The sequence below is a fragment of the Heyndrickxia sporothermodurans genome (genome assembly GCF_003055045.1).
In the GTDB taxonomy this organism is placed as follows: Bacteria; Bacillota; Bacilli; order Bacillales; family Bacillaceae_C; genus Heyndrickxia; species Heyndrickxia sporothermodurans.
This window is the reverse complement of sequence record NZ_NAZB01000047.1, coordinates 1-16,269: the sequence shown is the minus strand read 5'-3', so window position 1 is coordinate 16,269 and position 16,269 is coordinate 1. Positions and strand designations below refer to the sequence as shown.

Annotated in this window: 16 protein-coding genes; 4 read left to right on the top strand and 12 right to left on the bottom strand. The window is 33.4% G+C overall.

Annotation, left to right across the window (positions count from 1 at the left end; genetic code table 11):
• Nucleotides 1-49 precede the first annotated feature (49 nt).
• The 4 genes from B5V89_RS16200 to B5V89_RS16185 all read right to left on the bottom strand — a co-directional run bounded on the left by B5V89_RS16200 (nucleotide 50) and on the right by B5V89_RS16185 (nucleotide 6,274).
• Nucleotides 50-271, bottom strand: a complete 222-nt coding sequence (locus B5V89_RS16200; protein ID WP_066227815.1) for a hypothetical protein — start codon at nucleotides 269-271, stop codon at nucleotides 50-52.
• 153 nt (nucleotides 272-424) lie between these two features.
• Nucleotides 425-2,521 carry a sensor domain-containing protein gene (locus tag B5V89_RS16195; protein WP_181294277.1) on the bottom strand — a complete coding sequence of 699 codons (2,097 nt, stop codon included), beginning with the start codon at nucleotides 2,519-2,521 and terminating at the stop codon, nucleotides 425-427.
• Nucleotides 2,522-2,693: 172 nt separating this feature from the next.
• Complete coding sequence (locus tag B5V89_RS16190; protein WP_108072982.1) at nucleotides 2,694-5,819, bottom strand: MMPL family transporter; 3,126 nt, start codon at nucleotides 5,817-5,819, stop codon at nucleotides 2,694-2,696.
• Nucleotides 5,816-6,274, bottom strand: a complete 459-nt coding sequence (locus B5V89_RS16185) for a MarR family winged helix-turn-helix transcriptional regulator (RefSeq protein WP_108072980.1) — start codon at nucleotides 6,272-6,274, stop codon at nucleotides 5,816-5,818. Before B5V89_RS16185 ends, B5V89_RS16190 begins: the two co-directional genes overlap by 4 nt.
• Before the next feature lie 206 nt (nucleotides 6,275-6,480).
• Here B5V89_RS16185 and B5V89_RS16180 point away from each other — a divergent pair, with 206 nt between their 5' ends.
• Nucleotides 6,481-6,933, top strand: coding sequence for a YkyB family protein (locus tag B5V89_RS16180; protein WP_066227826.1), 453 nt, complete (start codon nucleotides 6,481-6,483; stop codon nucleotides 6,931-6,933).
• A gap of 89 nt (nucleotides 6,934-7,022) precedes the next feature.
• Here the strand turns inward: B5V89_RS16180 and B5V89_RS16175 are convergent, their stop codons facing one another.
• On the bottom strand, nucleotides 7,023-7,928 hold the full coding sequence (locus tag B5V89_RS16175; protein ID WP_108072976.1) for a chemotaxis protein: 906 nt from the start codon (nucleotides 7,926-7,928) through the stop codon (nucleotides 7,023-7,025).
• A gap of 171 nt (nucleotides 7,929-8,099) precedes the next feature.
• Here B5V89_RS16175 and B5V89_RS16170 point away from each other — a divergent pair, with 171 nt between their 5' ends.
• Nucleotides 8,100-9,254, top strand: coding sequence for an aminotransferase A (locus B5V89_RS16170; RefSeq protein WP_108072974.1), 1,155 nt, complete (start codon nucleotides 8,100-8,102; stop codon nucleotides 9,252-9,254).
• Nucleotides 9,255-9,305: 51 nt separating this feature from the next.
• On the opposite strand, the gene B5V89_RS16165 is transcribed toward B5V89_RS16170, so the two are convergent.
• The 6 genes from B5V89_RS16165 to B5V89_RS16140 all read right to left on the bottom strand — a co-directional run bounded on the left by B5V89_RS16165 (nucleotide 9,306) and on the right by B5V89_RS16140 (nucleotide 14,013).
• Nucleotides 9,306-9,485, bottom strand: a complete 180-nt coding sequence (locus B5V89_RS16165) for a hypothetical protein (protein ID WP_066227834.1) — start codon at nucleotides 9,483-9,485, stop codon at nucleotides 9,306-9,308.
• A gap of 60 nt (nucleotides 9,486-9,545) precedes the next feature.
• Complete coding sequence (locus B5V89_RS16160) at nucleotides 9,546-10,418, bottom strand: NAD(P)-dependent oxidoreductase (protein ID WP_280523960.1); 873 nt, start codon at nucleotides 10,416-10,418, stop codon at nucleotides 9,546-9,548.
• A 151-nt stretch (nucleotides 10,419-10,569) separates the two neighbouring features.
• Nucleotides 10,570-11,355 (bottom strand): SDR family oxidoreductase, encoded by a 786-nt coding sequence (locus B5V89_RS16155; RefSeq protein ID WP_108072972.1) that lies wholly within the window; start codon nucleotides 11,353-11,355, stop codon nucleotides 10,570-10,572.
• A 224-nt stretch (nucleotides 11,356-11,579) separates the two neighbouring features.
• Nucleotides 11,580-13,298, bottom strand: a complete 1,719-nt coding sequence (gene ptsP / locus B5V89_RS16150; protein WP_066227840.1) for a phosphoenolpyruvate--protein phosphotransferase — start codon at nucleotides 13,296-13,298, stop codon at nucleotides 11,580-11,582.
• Nucleotides 13,298-13,564 carry a phosphocarrier protein HPr gene (locus tag B5V89_RS16145; RefSeq protein WP_066227842.1) on the bottom strand — a complete coding sequence of 89 codons (267 nt, stop codon included), beginning with the start codon at nucleotides 13,562-13,564 and terminating at the stop codon, nucleotides 13,298-13,300. Before B5V89_RS16145 ends, ptsP begins: the two co-directional genes overlap by 1 nt.
• Before the next feature lie 254 nt (nucleotides 13,565-13,818).
• Nucleotides 13,819-14,013 (bottom strand): hypothetical protein, encoded by a 195-nt coding sequence (locus B5V89_RS16140; RefSeq protein ID WP_066227844.1) that lies wholly within the window; start codon nucleotides 14,011-14,013, stop codon nucleotides 13,819-13,821.
• A 177-nt stretch (nucleotides 14,014-14,190) separates the two neighbouring features.
• Here B5V89_RS16140 and B5V89_RS16135 point away from each other — a divergent pair, with 177 nt between their 5' ends.
• On the top strand, nucleotides 14,191-14,382 hold the full coding sequence (locus tag B5V89_RS16135; RefSeq protein ID WP_066227846.1) for a YkvS family protein: 192 nt from the start codon (nucleotides 14,191-14,193) through the stop codon (nucleotides 14,380-14,382).
• Between the two features lie 160 nt (nucleotides 14,383-14,542).
• Nucleotides 14,543-15,154 carry a CPBP family intramembrane glutamic endopeptidase gene (locus B5V89_RS16130; protein WP_108072970.1) on the top strand — a complete coding sequence of 204 codons (612 nt, stop codon included), beginning with the start codon at nucleotides 14,543-14,545 and terminating at the stop codon, nucleotides 15,152-15,154.
• A 26-nt stretch (nucleotides 15,155-15,180) separates the two neighbouring features.
• Here the strand turns inward: B5V89_RS16130 and B5V89_RS16125 are convergent, their stop codons facing one another.
• Nucleotides 15,181-16,227, bottom strand: a complete 1,047-nt coding sequence (locus B5V89_RS16125) for a YkvI family membrane protein (protein ID WP_108072968.1) — start codon at nucleotides 16,225-16,227, stop codon at nucleotides 15,181-15,183.
• Nucleotides 16,228-16,269 lie beyond the last annotated feature (42 nt).

The window sequence follows — 16,269 nt, the reverse complement described above, 5'->3', positions numbered from 1 at the left end:
AGATTTTTTCACTGTCTACTCTACAGGTACTGTTTATAAAAGGGCCATTCTATTTATCTTCCATCTTATTTAATAGAGACTCATTTAATTTCGTTAACGAGCGGATAATTGATTTTTTTCGATTATACCCTTTAACCGTCACCGTAATATCATTATATTCTGTATAAACCTGTCCCCAAGCACCGGAAGGGGAAAAACCATATGAAAATATTTTTAATACCCCTTTTTCAGAAGGAAAATATAGTATATCCAAATGCTCATGTGGTGTCATAATTGAAACCTCCCTTTTTAGAAACATCAAATGGAAACTTCATATTCTTTAAGTCTCTAAATTAATTATATTATAAAATAGTATGATTTTCGTTAACAACTTTAACAACAAATTTATCCATATTTCCTAAACAGCAATAGACGATTGAAATCACTATATATATAAAACTTTTTGCTCAATTTCTTTCGCGCTGACCGGGCGGCTAAAATAGTACCCTTGAGCCTTCTGACATTGAGCGGATACAAGAAATTGAACTTGATCTTCTTCTTCTACACCCTCTGCAATCACTTCCATCCCTAAATTATGGGCAAGATGTATGATTGTTTTTGTAATTGCTGCATCTTTTTCATTTACTTGAATTTCACGAACAAAAGACTGATCAATTTTCAAAATATCGATAGGAAATCTTTTTAAATAATTTAACGAAGAATACCCCGTACCGAAATCATCAACAGAAATGATAATTCCTATCTTCTTTAAACGATGCAACATTGAAAGTGCAGCGATTGTATCTTCCATCGCACCTTCAGTAATTTCAATTTCCAATGCAGATGCAGGTAATTGATTCATGAATAATGCTTTTTGAATGATTTCCGGTAAGTTCGTTTGCAGAAATTGCTTTGGAGATATATTAATTGCAACACGTATATCCTTATAACCTTTGTTACGCCAATCCGCTAATTGGGAACAAACACTATGAATTACCCACTCTCCAATCGGAATAATTAATCCTGTTTCTTCAGCCAATGGAATAAACTGTGATGGCGGAACATTTCCAAATTTCCTGTTTTGCCAACGTAATAATGCTTCAAATGTTTTTATTTTTCCTGTTTTTAAATTGACTTGGGGCTGATAATGCATTACAAATTCATTCATCTCAATCGCTTTACGTAAATGAGCCTCCATTAGAATATAGTTTGGAAAGGCATCTTTCATATCAGAACGATAAAATCGAAAATGACCTTTGCCCTTTTCTTTCACCTGAAGAAGTGCACCATCAGCATTTTTTATTAATGTTTCCGAATCTTGACCGTCTGCGGGAAACATACTTATTCCTATAGATGGTGTGACATAATAGTCCTGTCCATTAATATCAAAAGGGATATTAAATAAAGCTAATATATTTTGTGAAAATCGATTGACTTCTCTTTTTTCATGACCCGGTAACAAAATAACAAACTCATCTCCGCCTAAACGGTAAACACGATAATTAGCTAGTTTTAAAGTACCTAATCTTTCTGCTGTTTGTTTTAACAAAACATCTCCAGCTTGGTGGCCAAGTGTATCATTGAAATATTTAAAACGATCTATATCCATATATAATAAAGCAAATTCACGCTTTTTCTGCTTTGAATTAGCAATTTCCATTTGCAAATGTTCCATAAGCGCACGACGATTCCATAATCCAGTTAAATGATCGTGCATCGCCATAAAATTCATTTTTTCATGATTCTCCCATTGCTCTGTTAAATCACGAATAATAATATATATACCAATAATTTTTTCGTTCACTATTATCGGTACTGTTTTTAGTTGAACATTTATCTTCCTTTCTTCATTGCCGATAAAGATACAATCACTTGTTTGGGGTTCACCTAATAATGTATTAGTCATCACCCGAAAAATATCTGATACACTTTTTCTATCGACAAAATCGTAAATCGAACGATCAAGCATTTCATTTTCCGAATACCCAAACATTTCTTGACTTGCAGGATTTACATTTAATATTCGTCCCTTTTCATTTACAGAAAATATTGCATCTAAATTATGTATAATAAGAGATTGGTATATTTCTGTACTCTCCATTAATTGTTTTTTTTCAAATGCAGTATACGAAATATCTCTTGTAACCGAAACAATATAATTAATCGTATTATTTTTATCGGTAATCCCAGTAAGGCGAGATTCAAAAATTCTTTTTTCCCCATTTTCGATTTCTATTTCATCCAAAAAAACTACGGTATCGTTTGTTTCTATTACCTCTTTATAATAATGGATTAAATGTTTAGCATGCTCTTTCGGTAAAGCCTCTGTTAATAACTTCCCCATATCATTCTTATGAAGATTAGCATGTTCTAATCCTTTTTCATTTGCATAGACATAGCGAAATTTCCCACCTTGTTCCACTTTCAAAATTATAATTTTGTCCGAAAGCTGCGTAAAAAAAATGTCTTTAACCATTTTTTCTTCAAAAAGATTTTCAGGATGCTTCATATCATTTATTTGTCTATTATTTTTCTGATTCATAATCTCATCCTTTTTTTACCCTTGTTATCCAATTAACCCATAAAAAATCTGTTGTTTTTTCTCTATTATTGTCTATTTTACAAGGAATTAAGAAAAAAGAATAGGCATTTAAAAAATAATTAAAAATGTCTATTCTAAAGTTTGGCCAGGTTTTTAAACCCGGCCCGTTAAATTATTTGTTAGAAATGAAGGGCCACCAATTTCCTTTTCCAAGAGATCTTACCATAACGGGTACAAACAACGGTAAGATGATAAAGGCATAGAATAATAGACCTGACAACACGATTGTAGCAATTTGCAGCAATGACATCACGCCTGAAGGAAGCATCGCAGCAAAGGTACCCGCTAATATAATGGCAGCAGATATGATAACCGTACCCATGTTTTTCATTGCAAGTAACATACCTTCTTTAACATTTATGTGGCGATATTCTGAAAATCGATCCATTAAGAAAATAGAATAGTCTACACCTAATGCCATGATAATAACAAAACCGAAAAAAGGTACCGCCCAACTTATCCCGGAATGACCAAGTAGATTAACAAAGATCAGCTCAGTAATCGCCATTGAAGAGTAATAGGTTAGTAGTAACGATGCGATTAGATAAATTGGCATAATTAAGGATCGTAAGAGAATGACTAAAATTAGTGCGATCCCTGCGAGCATAAACATCACCGTTCGATTATAATCAGCATTTGACATATTTTGAAGATCATGATTCATACTCGTAATTCCTGAAATACCAATATGGGCATTTTCTAATTTTGTTCCTTTTATTGATGTTTTTACTGTATTTTCAATATCATTAATCGTTTTCATTGCTTGATTAGAATATGGATTTTCATCTAGTACTAAATCGAATGTTGTTACTTTCCCATCTTTAGATAAATAGACGTTAAATACTTGTTGAAACTCCTTATTACTTATTAATTCATCAGGAATATATATACCGGACTGTTGGATTGGTGTTTCTTTAGACATTTTATTTAAAAATGAATTGGCGTCGGAAAGTCCATTTTTAATTTCTCCAAGACCATCAGCACTTTGAGTCAATCCATCTGATAACTGATTCATCTGACCATTAAGCGGACTAAAACCTTTTTGAAGTTTAATTTGACCTTCAGCAATCTGATTCAGTCCATTCGAAAATTCGGGTAGCTTATTTACTACTTTATTTTGACCATTTGCAAGCAATGTAAGGCCATTTTCAATTTTCTCTAAACCTGAAATAATTTGATCGAATCCGGATGCAAAACTGTTTAACCCAAACGTAATTTTTGATAAACCTTGATTTGCTTGAGATAGTCCATTAGTTACTTTAGCTAAGTTTGCATTCAGCGCACTCATTCCTGGTGTTAATTCCGTTTTTAATTTTTGTGAGATTCCTTGAACTGTTAATTTTATTTCCATATAATTTTGATTTATTTGCAAACTAGGATTCTCTTTTTCTATAGCAGTGAAATTACCATTTAGATTTGCCAGCGCTTTTTGAACTTCTTTCAACCCGGCATTTACTTCAATATATTTCGGAGTAAGTTGATCCAATCCGGAATAAATGGTTTGGTAGCTTTTCAGCAATTCATTGGCACCATTTTTAAGCTTAATTGCTTCCTTTTTTGCTTCCTTCACTCCAGATTTAATCTCTTTTGTTCCTGTACCGCTTTTTCTAATATTCTCTTCAATTTTGGAAAGGGTATTTTGCAAATCACCAAATCCTGATTGGAGTTTAACCGTCCCATTTTGTAGGGCTCCAATCCCTTCTGTCGCCTCTTTTAATTTAGGGGTTGATTCTGAAAGTGATTTTGCAGCATCACTTAATCCATCTTTAATCGTTCCGATTCCTTTATTTCCTTTTTTGATGCCATCGCTTACCGTATCAACTTGATTTTTCACATACAATTCTTCCAATATTTTTCCGACAGGTCTTGTTGCACTGCGTACCTTTTCTATATCTTTTGTATGTGATAAATCATTACTAATTTTTTCGATTAACCCTAAATATTCTTTTGATTTCATTGATTCGTCATTTTCCATGACAATTTTAACTGGCATAATTTCACCCGGACCAAAGCTATCAGATACTAAATTAAATGCCTTTACAGATTCATATTCTTCACCTATTTCGTCTAATGAATTATATGATAAATCACCGTCATAGGAAATGAGTAAAGGGACTGTAAAAATTGCTACTATACATAGTGCAATGAGCGGACGAGTAATGGCTAAGTTTCCCATCCAGCCCCAAAGTTTGCTTTGTGAATGTGAAATGTCACCTTTAATCGGCCAGAATAGCTTATTTTTCAATGTCGCCATAAAAAATGGTACAATCGTCAGCAATGAAATTAGTAAAAAAATGACCCCAATAGCAACTGCAGAAGCGGATTGGTATAGTTTAAAACTGGCAAAGCCAATCGATGCAAAACCAATCATTACTGCTAAACCACTAAATACAACTGTCTTACCGGCACTTTTATATGTAGCTAAAATTGCACCGAAAGTGTCATTTCCTTTTGAAAGTTCTTCCTTATAACGGCTCAGAAGTAATATACAATAATCTGTTCCGATCCCAAAAAGGACAGCAACTAAAAAGATTTGTGTAAAATTCGATAAAGGAAAATTCAGTTTATCGACTAAAAAGGCAACAACCGATTGACTAACGAGATACGTTAAACCTACCGTAACAAGTGGAATAATCGGCGCTACGACTGAACGGAAAACTAAAATTAATACGATTAAAATAAATATGACTGTGATGATCTCTGTTTTTTTCAAACCGTTTTGTGAACTTATAACAACATCTTCATTAATTAGCCCATTACCCGTCATCATCGTTTCAACGTTTGGTGTTTGGATGGCTTTGTTAAGTGTTGCTCGAACGTCTTTTACTTCCTTGTTTTCCATATCTACATCCAACATAGCGAGGATAGTTTTACCGTCTTTCGCTACAAGCTGATCTTTTAAATCGCTTTGACCAAAATGGGTAGTAATTTCATTAATTCCTAGTTTATCCTTGTTATCTTTTAATTGATTAATCGTTTTTTCTATATTTTCCGTCTGTTCTTTAGTCAATTTCTTTTGATTATGGAATATAACAATAAATGGTTCTGAATGGGATTTATTAGTTGCGTGTTTATCAATTATTTCTTGTGCCAAGGTTGATGGGTATCCATCAGGAACGGTAATTTGGCCTTTTTCTCGGACTAGTTGTTCCATATTTGGTGCTTTCCATATTAATAAAGCAGCGGCTAAAATCCATAGCGCTAATACGATCCATCGGAAACGGACAATCGCCTTCATACATTAGTTTCCTCCTTATGATCTTGTATGATTGAAAGAATTTTCTCGTACAGATCGATGAATGCCTCAAAATCTTTAGGATCTAACTTCTCTAAATACTTAGAAACAAAGCTCTCGATCTTTGCTTCGCCTTGTTCATAAATTATCTGACCTTTTTCTGTTAGAGAAAGATAGATATTTCTACGGTCGTCTTTGTCTCTTTGACGTAAAATGAATCCTTTTGCCTCCAATTTCTCTATTTTCACTGTAATTGCGCTCTTATTCACACAAAGTTCTTCAGCTAATTCCGATGCTCTTATGTATTTTCGATTATATAACTTTCTTAAAATCGCAAATTGTTCAATAGAAAAACCGTCCAGTACTTGTTCAGACATTATTGACGATATTCTTTTTGTAGCGAATAGATAAACATCTTCATATCGTTTTATTAATAATTTTATTTTATCGTTTTCCAAATAGTTCACCCCTTAAACAGTTGATAACCTTAACTATATTCCGTGCTATATTTTTTGTCAATTAGGATAATAAGAGGTTTAATAAAATCGTTAATTTTCAGACAAGCTTTGCAATACGGGACATAAGTAGTATAATATGGTTAATATTTTATTTTGAATGGACAAACGAAAGAATTATTTCGAAAAATATGAAAGGAGATCTTTTTTTGAATTCGCACGAATCCACTCCATTAAAGCCTACAATTTTAAACCTTTCTCAAGCAATCTTTACAGTGAATCGTCATGCAAAGACGGCTACAAATCCAAAGTATTTGTATAAGCTAAAAAAAGCGACAATTGAAAAAATGATTATTGAAAAAAAGGCTAGTAAAGTAGGACTACACTTTTCAGAAAATCCAAAGTATAGTAAACAACAATCTGATGTCCTTGTAAAATGTGGAGATTATACTTTCCATATTCCACCTTCAAAACAAGACTTTCAAGAACTACCACATCTAGGAAAACTTGATCACTCTTCAAAAAACCCAAAATGTCGCGTATCGCTTAATCAAGCTAAACAATTGTTGGAACGATATACAGGTATCTGTGAGCTTCAACATACACAGCATCGGCCAAAAGCAACAAGACCCATTTTCAAAAAACTTGGTGAACGATATTAAAAATAATAAAATGGACTACTATGAAAATAGAGTCCATTTTATTATTATTTAGTGTTTAAAGAAAAGCAACAATCTTTTAGTATAGAGCCCTATTTTATATGTTCATCAATTTTTAATATTAATTGATTTATTTCAGGTTTGCTTACTTGATCATCTGCGCCTACGATTTCGCCTTTATGTCGTAAACTGTCAGTAATCAATGAGGAAAATATAATGACTGGTACTTGTGATAGCTGCTCATTGTTTTTCACTTTCTTAGTAAAATGATGGCCATCCATTTGTGGCATTTCAATATCAGTAATAATTAATTGCACTTCATCTAAAATATTTTTACCTGCCATGAGTATCGATTCTAAATATTGAAAGGCATCTTTACCATTTTCAAAAAATTCCACATTTTCATATCCCGCTTCATATAATGTGTCATGAATCAACTTTCTTAATAAAGAAGAGTCTTCAGCAACGACGATTCTTTTAGATGAGCGTTCCCTTTTACCAAGCTTTTTTATTTCATTTTTATTAATTCCTGTTTCCGGATTTATTTCAGTAACAATGCGTTCGAAATCTAACATGAGAATCATATTGTCATTTTTCTTTATTACTCCAACTATTTGTGCGCCATCTCCGGAATATAAATCGGAGGGTTTTTCAATTTGATCCCATGAGATTCGATGTATTTGAGTAACATTTTGTACTTGAAACACTACTTTTTGTTTATTAAATTCAGTAACAATGTATTTTTCATCGGCATTAGTTGTCGATTCCCCAAGTTGAAGAACTTTTCTTAAATCGACAACAGGCAATACCTCTCCCCTTAATTGAATGATCCCTTTAATAAACGGATGAGCGTGAGGAATAAATGTCACAGGAAGAGGTTGTATAATTTCTTTAACTTTGATGACGTTAATTCCAAAACTGTTGTTATGTATTTGAAATTCTATTATTTCTAATTCATTCGTTCCACTATCTAATAAGATTCCATTTGAACTTTCCATAAAAGACTTCCCTTCGCAATTATTCATTGTAAATATACCACGAAATAAACATATTGTCTGTTATCTAAAAAATGAAATCTATAATTCTTAATGTCATTTTGCAATAATTTTTCTCTTATTCCATCTTAGTCATGATAAAATATAAAAAAGCAGGATAAAAGGATGAAGATAATGGAACATTTACTTAATAAACAAGTATTAGACATTGAAATATCCGGAATTAGAAAGTTCTTTAATATGGTGAGTGATATCGATGATTTAATTTCTTTTACAATCGGACAACCTGATTTTCCTACGCCGGAGCATGTGAAACTGGCTGGAATAAAAGCGATTGAAGAAGACTTTACTTCTTATACACATAATGCCGGTTACTTCGATCTAAGAAAAGCAGCGAGTGAGTTTGTATTAAAAAAATATGGATTAACGTATCGTCCTGAAGATGAGGTAATTGTTACTGTCGGTGCCAGTGAAGCGATTGATATTGCCTTACGAACGATTTTAACGGAAGATGATGAGGTTATTTTACCCGGACCTATTTATCCTGGATATGAACCAATTATCCGGATATGCGGGGGAGTTCCCGTCCATATTGATACAAGGGATTCACAGTTCAAATTAACGGCTGAAAAAATTAAACCGTATATAACAGACAAAACAAAATGTATCATTTTACCTTACCCTTCTAATCCGACAGGTGTAAGTTTATCTGAACAAGAAATTAAAGAAATCGCATCCTTACTAAAGAAGAAGAATATTTTTGTCATTGCGGATGAAATATATAGCGAGCTTGTTTATGATAATGCCCACTATTCAATAGCATCAGACTTAAGGGAACAAACGATCGTCATAAACGGATTATCAAAATCTCATTCAATGACAGGTTGGCGAGTTGGATTTTTATTTGCAGATCAATCCGTTTGTAAGCATTTCCTAAAAGTACATCAATATAATGTATCGTGTATATCATCAATTTCACAAAAAGCTGCATTTGAAGCACTAACGACTGGCATAGATGATGCAAAATTAATGCGGGAAGAATACTTTAAGCGAAGAGAATATGTTGGTTTACGATTATCAGAAATGGGATTGGACTATGTTAAACCGGATGGTGCGTTTTACTTTTTTGTTAAAATACCGGAAAATTTCTCAACTAGCTCTTTTGATTTCGCTCTCGATTTGGCTAATAAGGCAAAATTGGCCGTAGTACCCGGAAGTGCCTTTTCTAAATACGGCGAAGGATATTTCCGTCTATCCTACGCCTGTTCAACAGAAGTTCTTCAAAAGGGATTGGATCGATTAGAAACGTATTTAAATAGCATGAAATAATTGCAAAAGCGTATCTCACGGCTTTGATGTGGATACGCTTTTGTTATTTTATTATTGACCTTTATACTTTCCGTTGTTTTTACTTGCTTTTTCTTTCTTGGCTTTGTCTTTATGGATTTTATTAGCTGCTGCACTTCCCATTTCATGTGCAAATTCTTCATTTAATACAGCTGAATCAAAGCCTTTTTTATTTTTTTGATCTGCATCATTTTTCTTCGTACGTTTCGCCATTTTTCTTCCTCCAAACATAAATAAGATCAGACATATTTAGTTTGAATAATTGGCTAAAAATTATTCCCAATACTTGATTAAAGCTTGTGTTCCACTATTCTCTTCACCTTTTTCTGCCAACTGATCATAAAGTTTTTTCGCAAGTGAGAGACCCGGCAGGTGTAAATTCATTTTTTCAGCCTCTTCTAATGCGATTCCCATATCCTTAATAAAATGTTTGATGAAAAATCCCGGGGAATAATCATTCACTAACATTTTTGGAGCTAGATTTGACAATGAAAAACTTCCAGCAGCTCCTGCACTAATGGATTTCAAAACATTTTCAGGATCTAAACCGGCTTTTTTCGCATATACGAGTGCTTCAGCCACGCCAATCATATTTGTAGCAATGGCGATTTGATTACACATTTTTGTATGTTGGCCCGCTCCTGCTGAACCTTGGTATATTATATTTTGTCCAAAACATGATAAAATTGGTGACACTTTTTCAAAGATGGCTTTATCGCCACCAACCATTATTGTAAGTGTTCCATTTTTTGCTCCAATGTCTCCTCCGGAAACCGGTGCATCCAATGAATATAAGTCATTTTCTTTCGCAGCATCATAAATCGATTTTGCGAGAGTTGGTGTAGATGTTGTCATATCAATTAGAGTTGCTCCTTTACGAGCATGAGCGATTAGCCCATTCGAACCAAAATAAACCTCTTCTACATCATATGGATAGCCAACCATCGTAATGATGACATCCGCTTTTTCAGCAACCTCTTTTGGAGTATCACACCATGTTGCGCCATTATTGATAAGCTCTATTGCTTTTTCTTTAGATCGATTATAAACAAAAAGCTCATAATTCGCCTTTGATAAATGAAGGACCATACTTTTCCCCATAATGCCTGTTCCAATGAAACCAACCGCTAATTGTTTTTTATCCACTGAAATTCTCCTTTGACAATTAAATATTTTAATATGTACAAAAAAAGAGCCCGTGAAACAGGGCTCTTAAGAAAAGAATAGGGGATGTGAGAAAAAATCTCCAATTTATGCTTAAGCTTATTTTACCCTTTTTAAATATAGATAAACCTATTTAAATTGACTTTATTTTTCCTCCATCTACTAGAAAACTGCTGCCAGTCACATAAGAATTAGCAGCGGAAGCTAAAAATACGACAATATTTGCAAATTCCTCCGGTTCCCCATATCTTTTTAGCGGAATTGTTTGTTTCTCCATTTCTTCCACTTCTTCAATTGATTTATTATTTTTCTCTGCATTAATTTCATCCAAATGTTTCACTCGATCAGTAGCAATCCGACCTGGGCCTAAAGTATTTACCAAAATATTATATTTTGCAAGTTCCATTGATAACGATTTAGACAATCCGACGATTCCCGTTCTAAAAGTATTAGAAAGGATTAGACCTGGTATCGGCTCTTTAATTGAAGAAGAGGCGATATTAATAATTTTCCCACCGTTTTTCTTTAACAATGGCAAACATTCTCTAATAATCCTTATGTAGGATAGCAAATTAAGTTCAAATGCATTCTGCCATTGCTCATCGGAAATTTCTTCAAATCCTCCGGCTGGTGGTCCACCTGCATTATTAATTAAAATGTCTAATGAACCGTATTCACGATCTAATTTGTCCACTACCGCACGTATTTGCCCGGGGTCAGTAATATCACAGCCAATAAAGTCAACTTTTCCAGTCCCAACTTTAGAAAGCTCCTCTTTTACCGACTTTAATTGTTCTTCATTTCTACTAGCCAACAATACGTTCGTTCCTTCTTGTACAAAAACTTTTGCAATAGCTTTTCCTAATCCTTGACTTGAAGCGATAACTAAGGCAGTTTTCCCTTTTAATCCAAGTTCCATTAAACATTCCTCCTTTCTATAAGTATAAACGATTCATGATACACGTTTCATTAATTTTTACAAAATAAAAAAAACAGACGAAATTTATCGTCTGTCAAAAGAAAATAGGGGGAAAAATGAGAAAGAAATTACTCACCTCAAGGATTACCTTCAATTCAATCTTGAGATAATTAACTTTACCACCTATTTCTGATCATTAAACCAATTTCATTTTAACAACTCAATTACAATGAAGTAACATTCTTTACAGCTTCAATTACTTCTTCATTTGTTTGAAGTTGTAAAACTTTTTCAGCTAGTTTTTCCATGTCTGATTTGTTCAGAGAACGAATTTGTGAACGTGCTTTTAAAATAGAAGATGCACTCATCGAAAATTCATCAAGACCAAGACCAAGAAGAATTGGTATTGCGATTTCGTCACCCGCCATCTCACCACACATGCCAGTCCATTTACCTTCTTTATGTGAGGCATCAATAACCATTTTTACTAAGCGTAAAATGGCCGGATTATATGGCTGATACAAATAAGAAACGCGTTCGTTCATGCGATCCGCTGCCATTGTATATTGAATCAAATCATTTGTTCCAATACTGAAGAAGTCAACTTCTTTCGCAAATTGATCAGCAAGGACAGCTGTTGAAGGAATTTCAACCATGATTCCTATCTCAATTTGATCCGATACTGGAATATTTTCAGATTGAAGTTTATCTTTTTCCTCCAATAAAATCGCTTTCGCTTTACGGAATTCATTTAATGTCGCAATCATTGGGAACATAATTTTTAAATTACCGTATACACTTGCACGTAAAAGAGCACGTAATTGTGTACGGAACATATCCTGTTCTTCTAAACATAAACGGATTGCTCTAAAGCCAAGGAAAGGATTCATTTCTTCCGGCAATTTTAAATACGGAAGGTTTTTGTCCCCGCCAATATCTAATGTGCGGACAACAACAGATTTGTTTTCCATACCTTCTAAAACAGCTCTATAGGCTTCAAACTGTTCTTCTTCTGTTGGGAATTGATCTCTTCCCATATACAAAAATTCTGTTCGGTAAAGTCCAACCGCTTCACCACCATTAGCTTGTACACCTTGCAAATCGTTAGGAGTACCAATGTTAGCCGCTAGTTCGACGTGATGGCCATCTTTGGAAACAGTCTTTTCATTTACAAGTTTTGCCCACTCAGCTTTTTGCTGTTCATATTTTTCTTTTTCTTGTTTATATTGATTAATTACTTCTTGTGTTGGATTAATGTGAACTTCCCCATTTAAACCATCTACTATAATAATATCGCCATTTGCAATATCTTCAATGGCAGTCTTCGTTCCAACGACAGCCGGAATTTCGAGTGATCTTGCCATGATTGCAGAATGTGAAGTACGTCCCCCAATATTTGTCGTAAATCCTTGAACGAAGTCACGATTAAGTTGGGCTGTATCAGACGGCGTTAAATCCTCGGCAACGACGATTACTTCCTCTGAAATTAAGCTTGGGTTCGGAATTTTCACATTTAATAAGTGTGAAAGAACTCTTTTTCTTACATCGCGAATGTCGGCTGCACGCTCTCTCATATATTCATTATCCATTTGTTCAAACATCATAATGAACATATCAGTCGTTTCTTTTAATGCACTTTCCGCATTTATTTTTTCATCGTTAATTTTTCCTTCAACAGATGAAATGACCTCCGGATCATTAAGTACGAGAAGATGTGCATCGAATATTGCTGCTTTATCCGCACCAAGTTTTTCATTCGCATGATTTCGTATTACTTCAAGCTCGGAAGTAGCCGAAGCAATCGCGTCTTTAAATCGTTGCACCTCATTTGAACTATCATCAATTTGTTTTTTTTCAAACGATAGATCAGGTTCAACTAAACGGTATGCTTTAGCGATAGCAATTCCATTAGAAGCTGCTATTCCTTTTAATATTGTTGACATTATTCAGCTAAACCTTCTTTTTTCAATAATTCGTCAAGACTTTCTAACGCAGCCGCTTCGTCGCTGCCTTCTGCACTAATTGTAATTTGAGCGTCTTTACCAATTCCAAGAGACATTACACCCATAATTGATTTTAAATTTACTTGTTTTCCGTTATATTCTAGTTGGATTTCAGAGTCAAATTTACTTGCTGTTTGTACAAGCAATGTTGCCGGACGTGCATGAATTCCAGTATCTGCGATAACTTTAAATTGTTTTTGTGCCATTTGTAATATTCTCCTTTATAAATAAATTATATTGTTCTTATAACAAAATAAGCCACCTATCCCATTTCGTCAATAAAAATTAATAGGAAATGAAATAAGACTCTCCAATTGTTAAGGGTACCACGCGTTTAAAAAGATGACAAATTTATTGCTCACTTTATAGTATTACATTATTTTAAAAGGTTATGAATTCCCTTCATTAAGGACCTTTACAGGATTTCTAATTTTGAGTTGTTTTTTATTATTGCACTAAATTAGCTTCTAGGTATTTCTAAATATTTATAAATTACATGGCCATTTCGTTGAGCGATTCCTTGAAAATGTTTAAAGTCCTCCTGTTCAACGAGAACCTTTCGTACATCATAGAAATCTGCATTATCAACATACAACTCCTGAATTTCTCCTGTTCGTAGCTGATTTAGCAACTCCATTATTTTTTCCTGTGTCAAAAGAACCACACTCCATATCGATGATACTAAACAAGCCTTTAATAAAATTAACACATTCCGCATTAATACAAAAGAGCAAAATATTGTTTAAAAACTTGAAAATTTCTATAGAATGGTGCAAACTTAATAGAAGATATTAGAAAATTATAATAAATAACACGAAATGGGGGACGTCAGATGAAAAAAGCCGATGTTGGAAATGTTATTGAATTTAAAAACGGTTTGCGTGGCGTTGTTGAAAAAGTGAATGAAAACTCAGTAATTGTTGACTTAACATATATGGAGAATTATCGAGAACTCGAACTAGAAGAAAAAACGGTTATTAATCATAAAAATTATACGATCATCCAAGAATCAATCCAAGCATAAAAGGACTAAAAAAATTGGCTTGAATAGTCAATTTTTTTAATCCTTTTATTTACATATTGTTCATACGCTCAAATATTTTATTTGCTTTTAATATTTGTTAAAATATACTTTATAAGTTGTTTTGTTTTCTATCGTATAGTCGAGGGGAGTTTACATACAAATGAAACGCAGCGCGGCAGATATTAAGCTGATTTTAGGTATATTGTTAGCGCATGTATTGTTGTATATTACATTTCATGATAAATCAATCTTTTGGTACATATATACTGCAGTATCATTATTACTTATAAGCTATTCTATCGTTAATGAAAAGACCGATGATGATGTATCGACTAAGAAATACTTGTTTAAAGGGATTATTTCCGGCATTGGTTTATATTTAGTCTTTTGGATTGGAGACTGGTTTTTCTCCATCGTTTCTCCATACTTAGAGAATAAAGTAATCAAAACTTATGATTTGCTTTCTCCAAAATGGGTTTGGCATTATTTTGTTTTAGTATTTATTATGGCACCCGGCGAAGAAATCTTTTGGCGTGGCTTTATTCAAAAAAGACTGATGAAACAGATTCAAGGTTGGATTCCTGTTTTAATAACTGCCATTTTAAACGCTTCTGTGTTTATCTATTCAAGTAATATTGTTTTAATGTTCGCCGCATTAGTTGGAGGCATTGTGTGGGGTACGCTTTATTATAAATTTAAAAGCATCCCGCTTGTCGTTATTTCCCATTTAATTTTTGATTTATTGCTAATCGTTGTTCTTCCACTTCATTAAACCTCAAAAAAAGGCTTTGAACCGGCCTATTTTTTGAGGTCTATTTTGTCTTTTTTTACCCATAATAAAATGATAAATAATAGACTTATATAACCGAATAATGGATATAAAAATGAGAGAAGTGTGCCATAATTAATCTTACTAATTAACGTTACAACGGCAATGATCATTATATATATCCAGAACATTTTCAAAGAGATATATCGACGCAGTTGTTTTCCTAGACCATAAATATTCCCAATAATCGATGTGAAAATTTCACCGTAAATTATTGCTACATAAATAAAATAAATACTGCTGAACATATTTTGGACAATAATCGCCATAGGAATATCATACTGGGTTACGTTCGGTAGCATAATGAGTGTAATATGACTGGATATTAAAATAAGGGTTAATAAAACGCCTCCGATAATACCCCCCCATTTGACGATTTCTTTATCATTCACTTCATAGGCAATTGGCACCAGCACAGCTTGGGCTAATGTTAAATTAAGGGCTGCATAGGAAAATGGTGAGAAAAAAAATTTCCATCCATTATCAATCTCCGGAATATGAAAAAATGTATCAGCAAAATTTGGGGCTACGAGTGATTGTGTCATAATGATAAAATTATATAGAACCATCATCGGTACGACGAAAGAATTAACTGCAAATACGCCCTTCGTTCCAATAATCATAATGAGTATCGTTAATCCAATGGTAAGAAATATTCCTATATTTTTATCGATTCCTAAATGATCTTCAAATACGGAACCTGCACCTGAAAACATAACTCCACAAACACCTAACAACATAAACAACATAAATATATTCATCAACTTTGCAATGCTTTTTCCAAATACATATTGATTAAAAATCTCATATGAATGTGCTTTAAGATCAATGGCCTTCACCATGATTTTTGAACCTAATACAATAAATAAATATCCCGCCATTAGAATAGATAAAATTCCGATAAATCCATACTTCGTAAAAAACACAACTATTTCTCTTCCAGTTGCAAAACCGGCTCCAATTACTGTTCCAACATAAACTGCAGCAATTTGACATGCCCCTACCCACTTTTTCATTAACATCCCCTCACATTTGTATCCGTTTTGTCAAAACTTTTA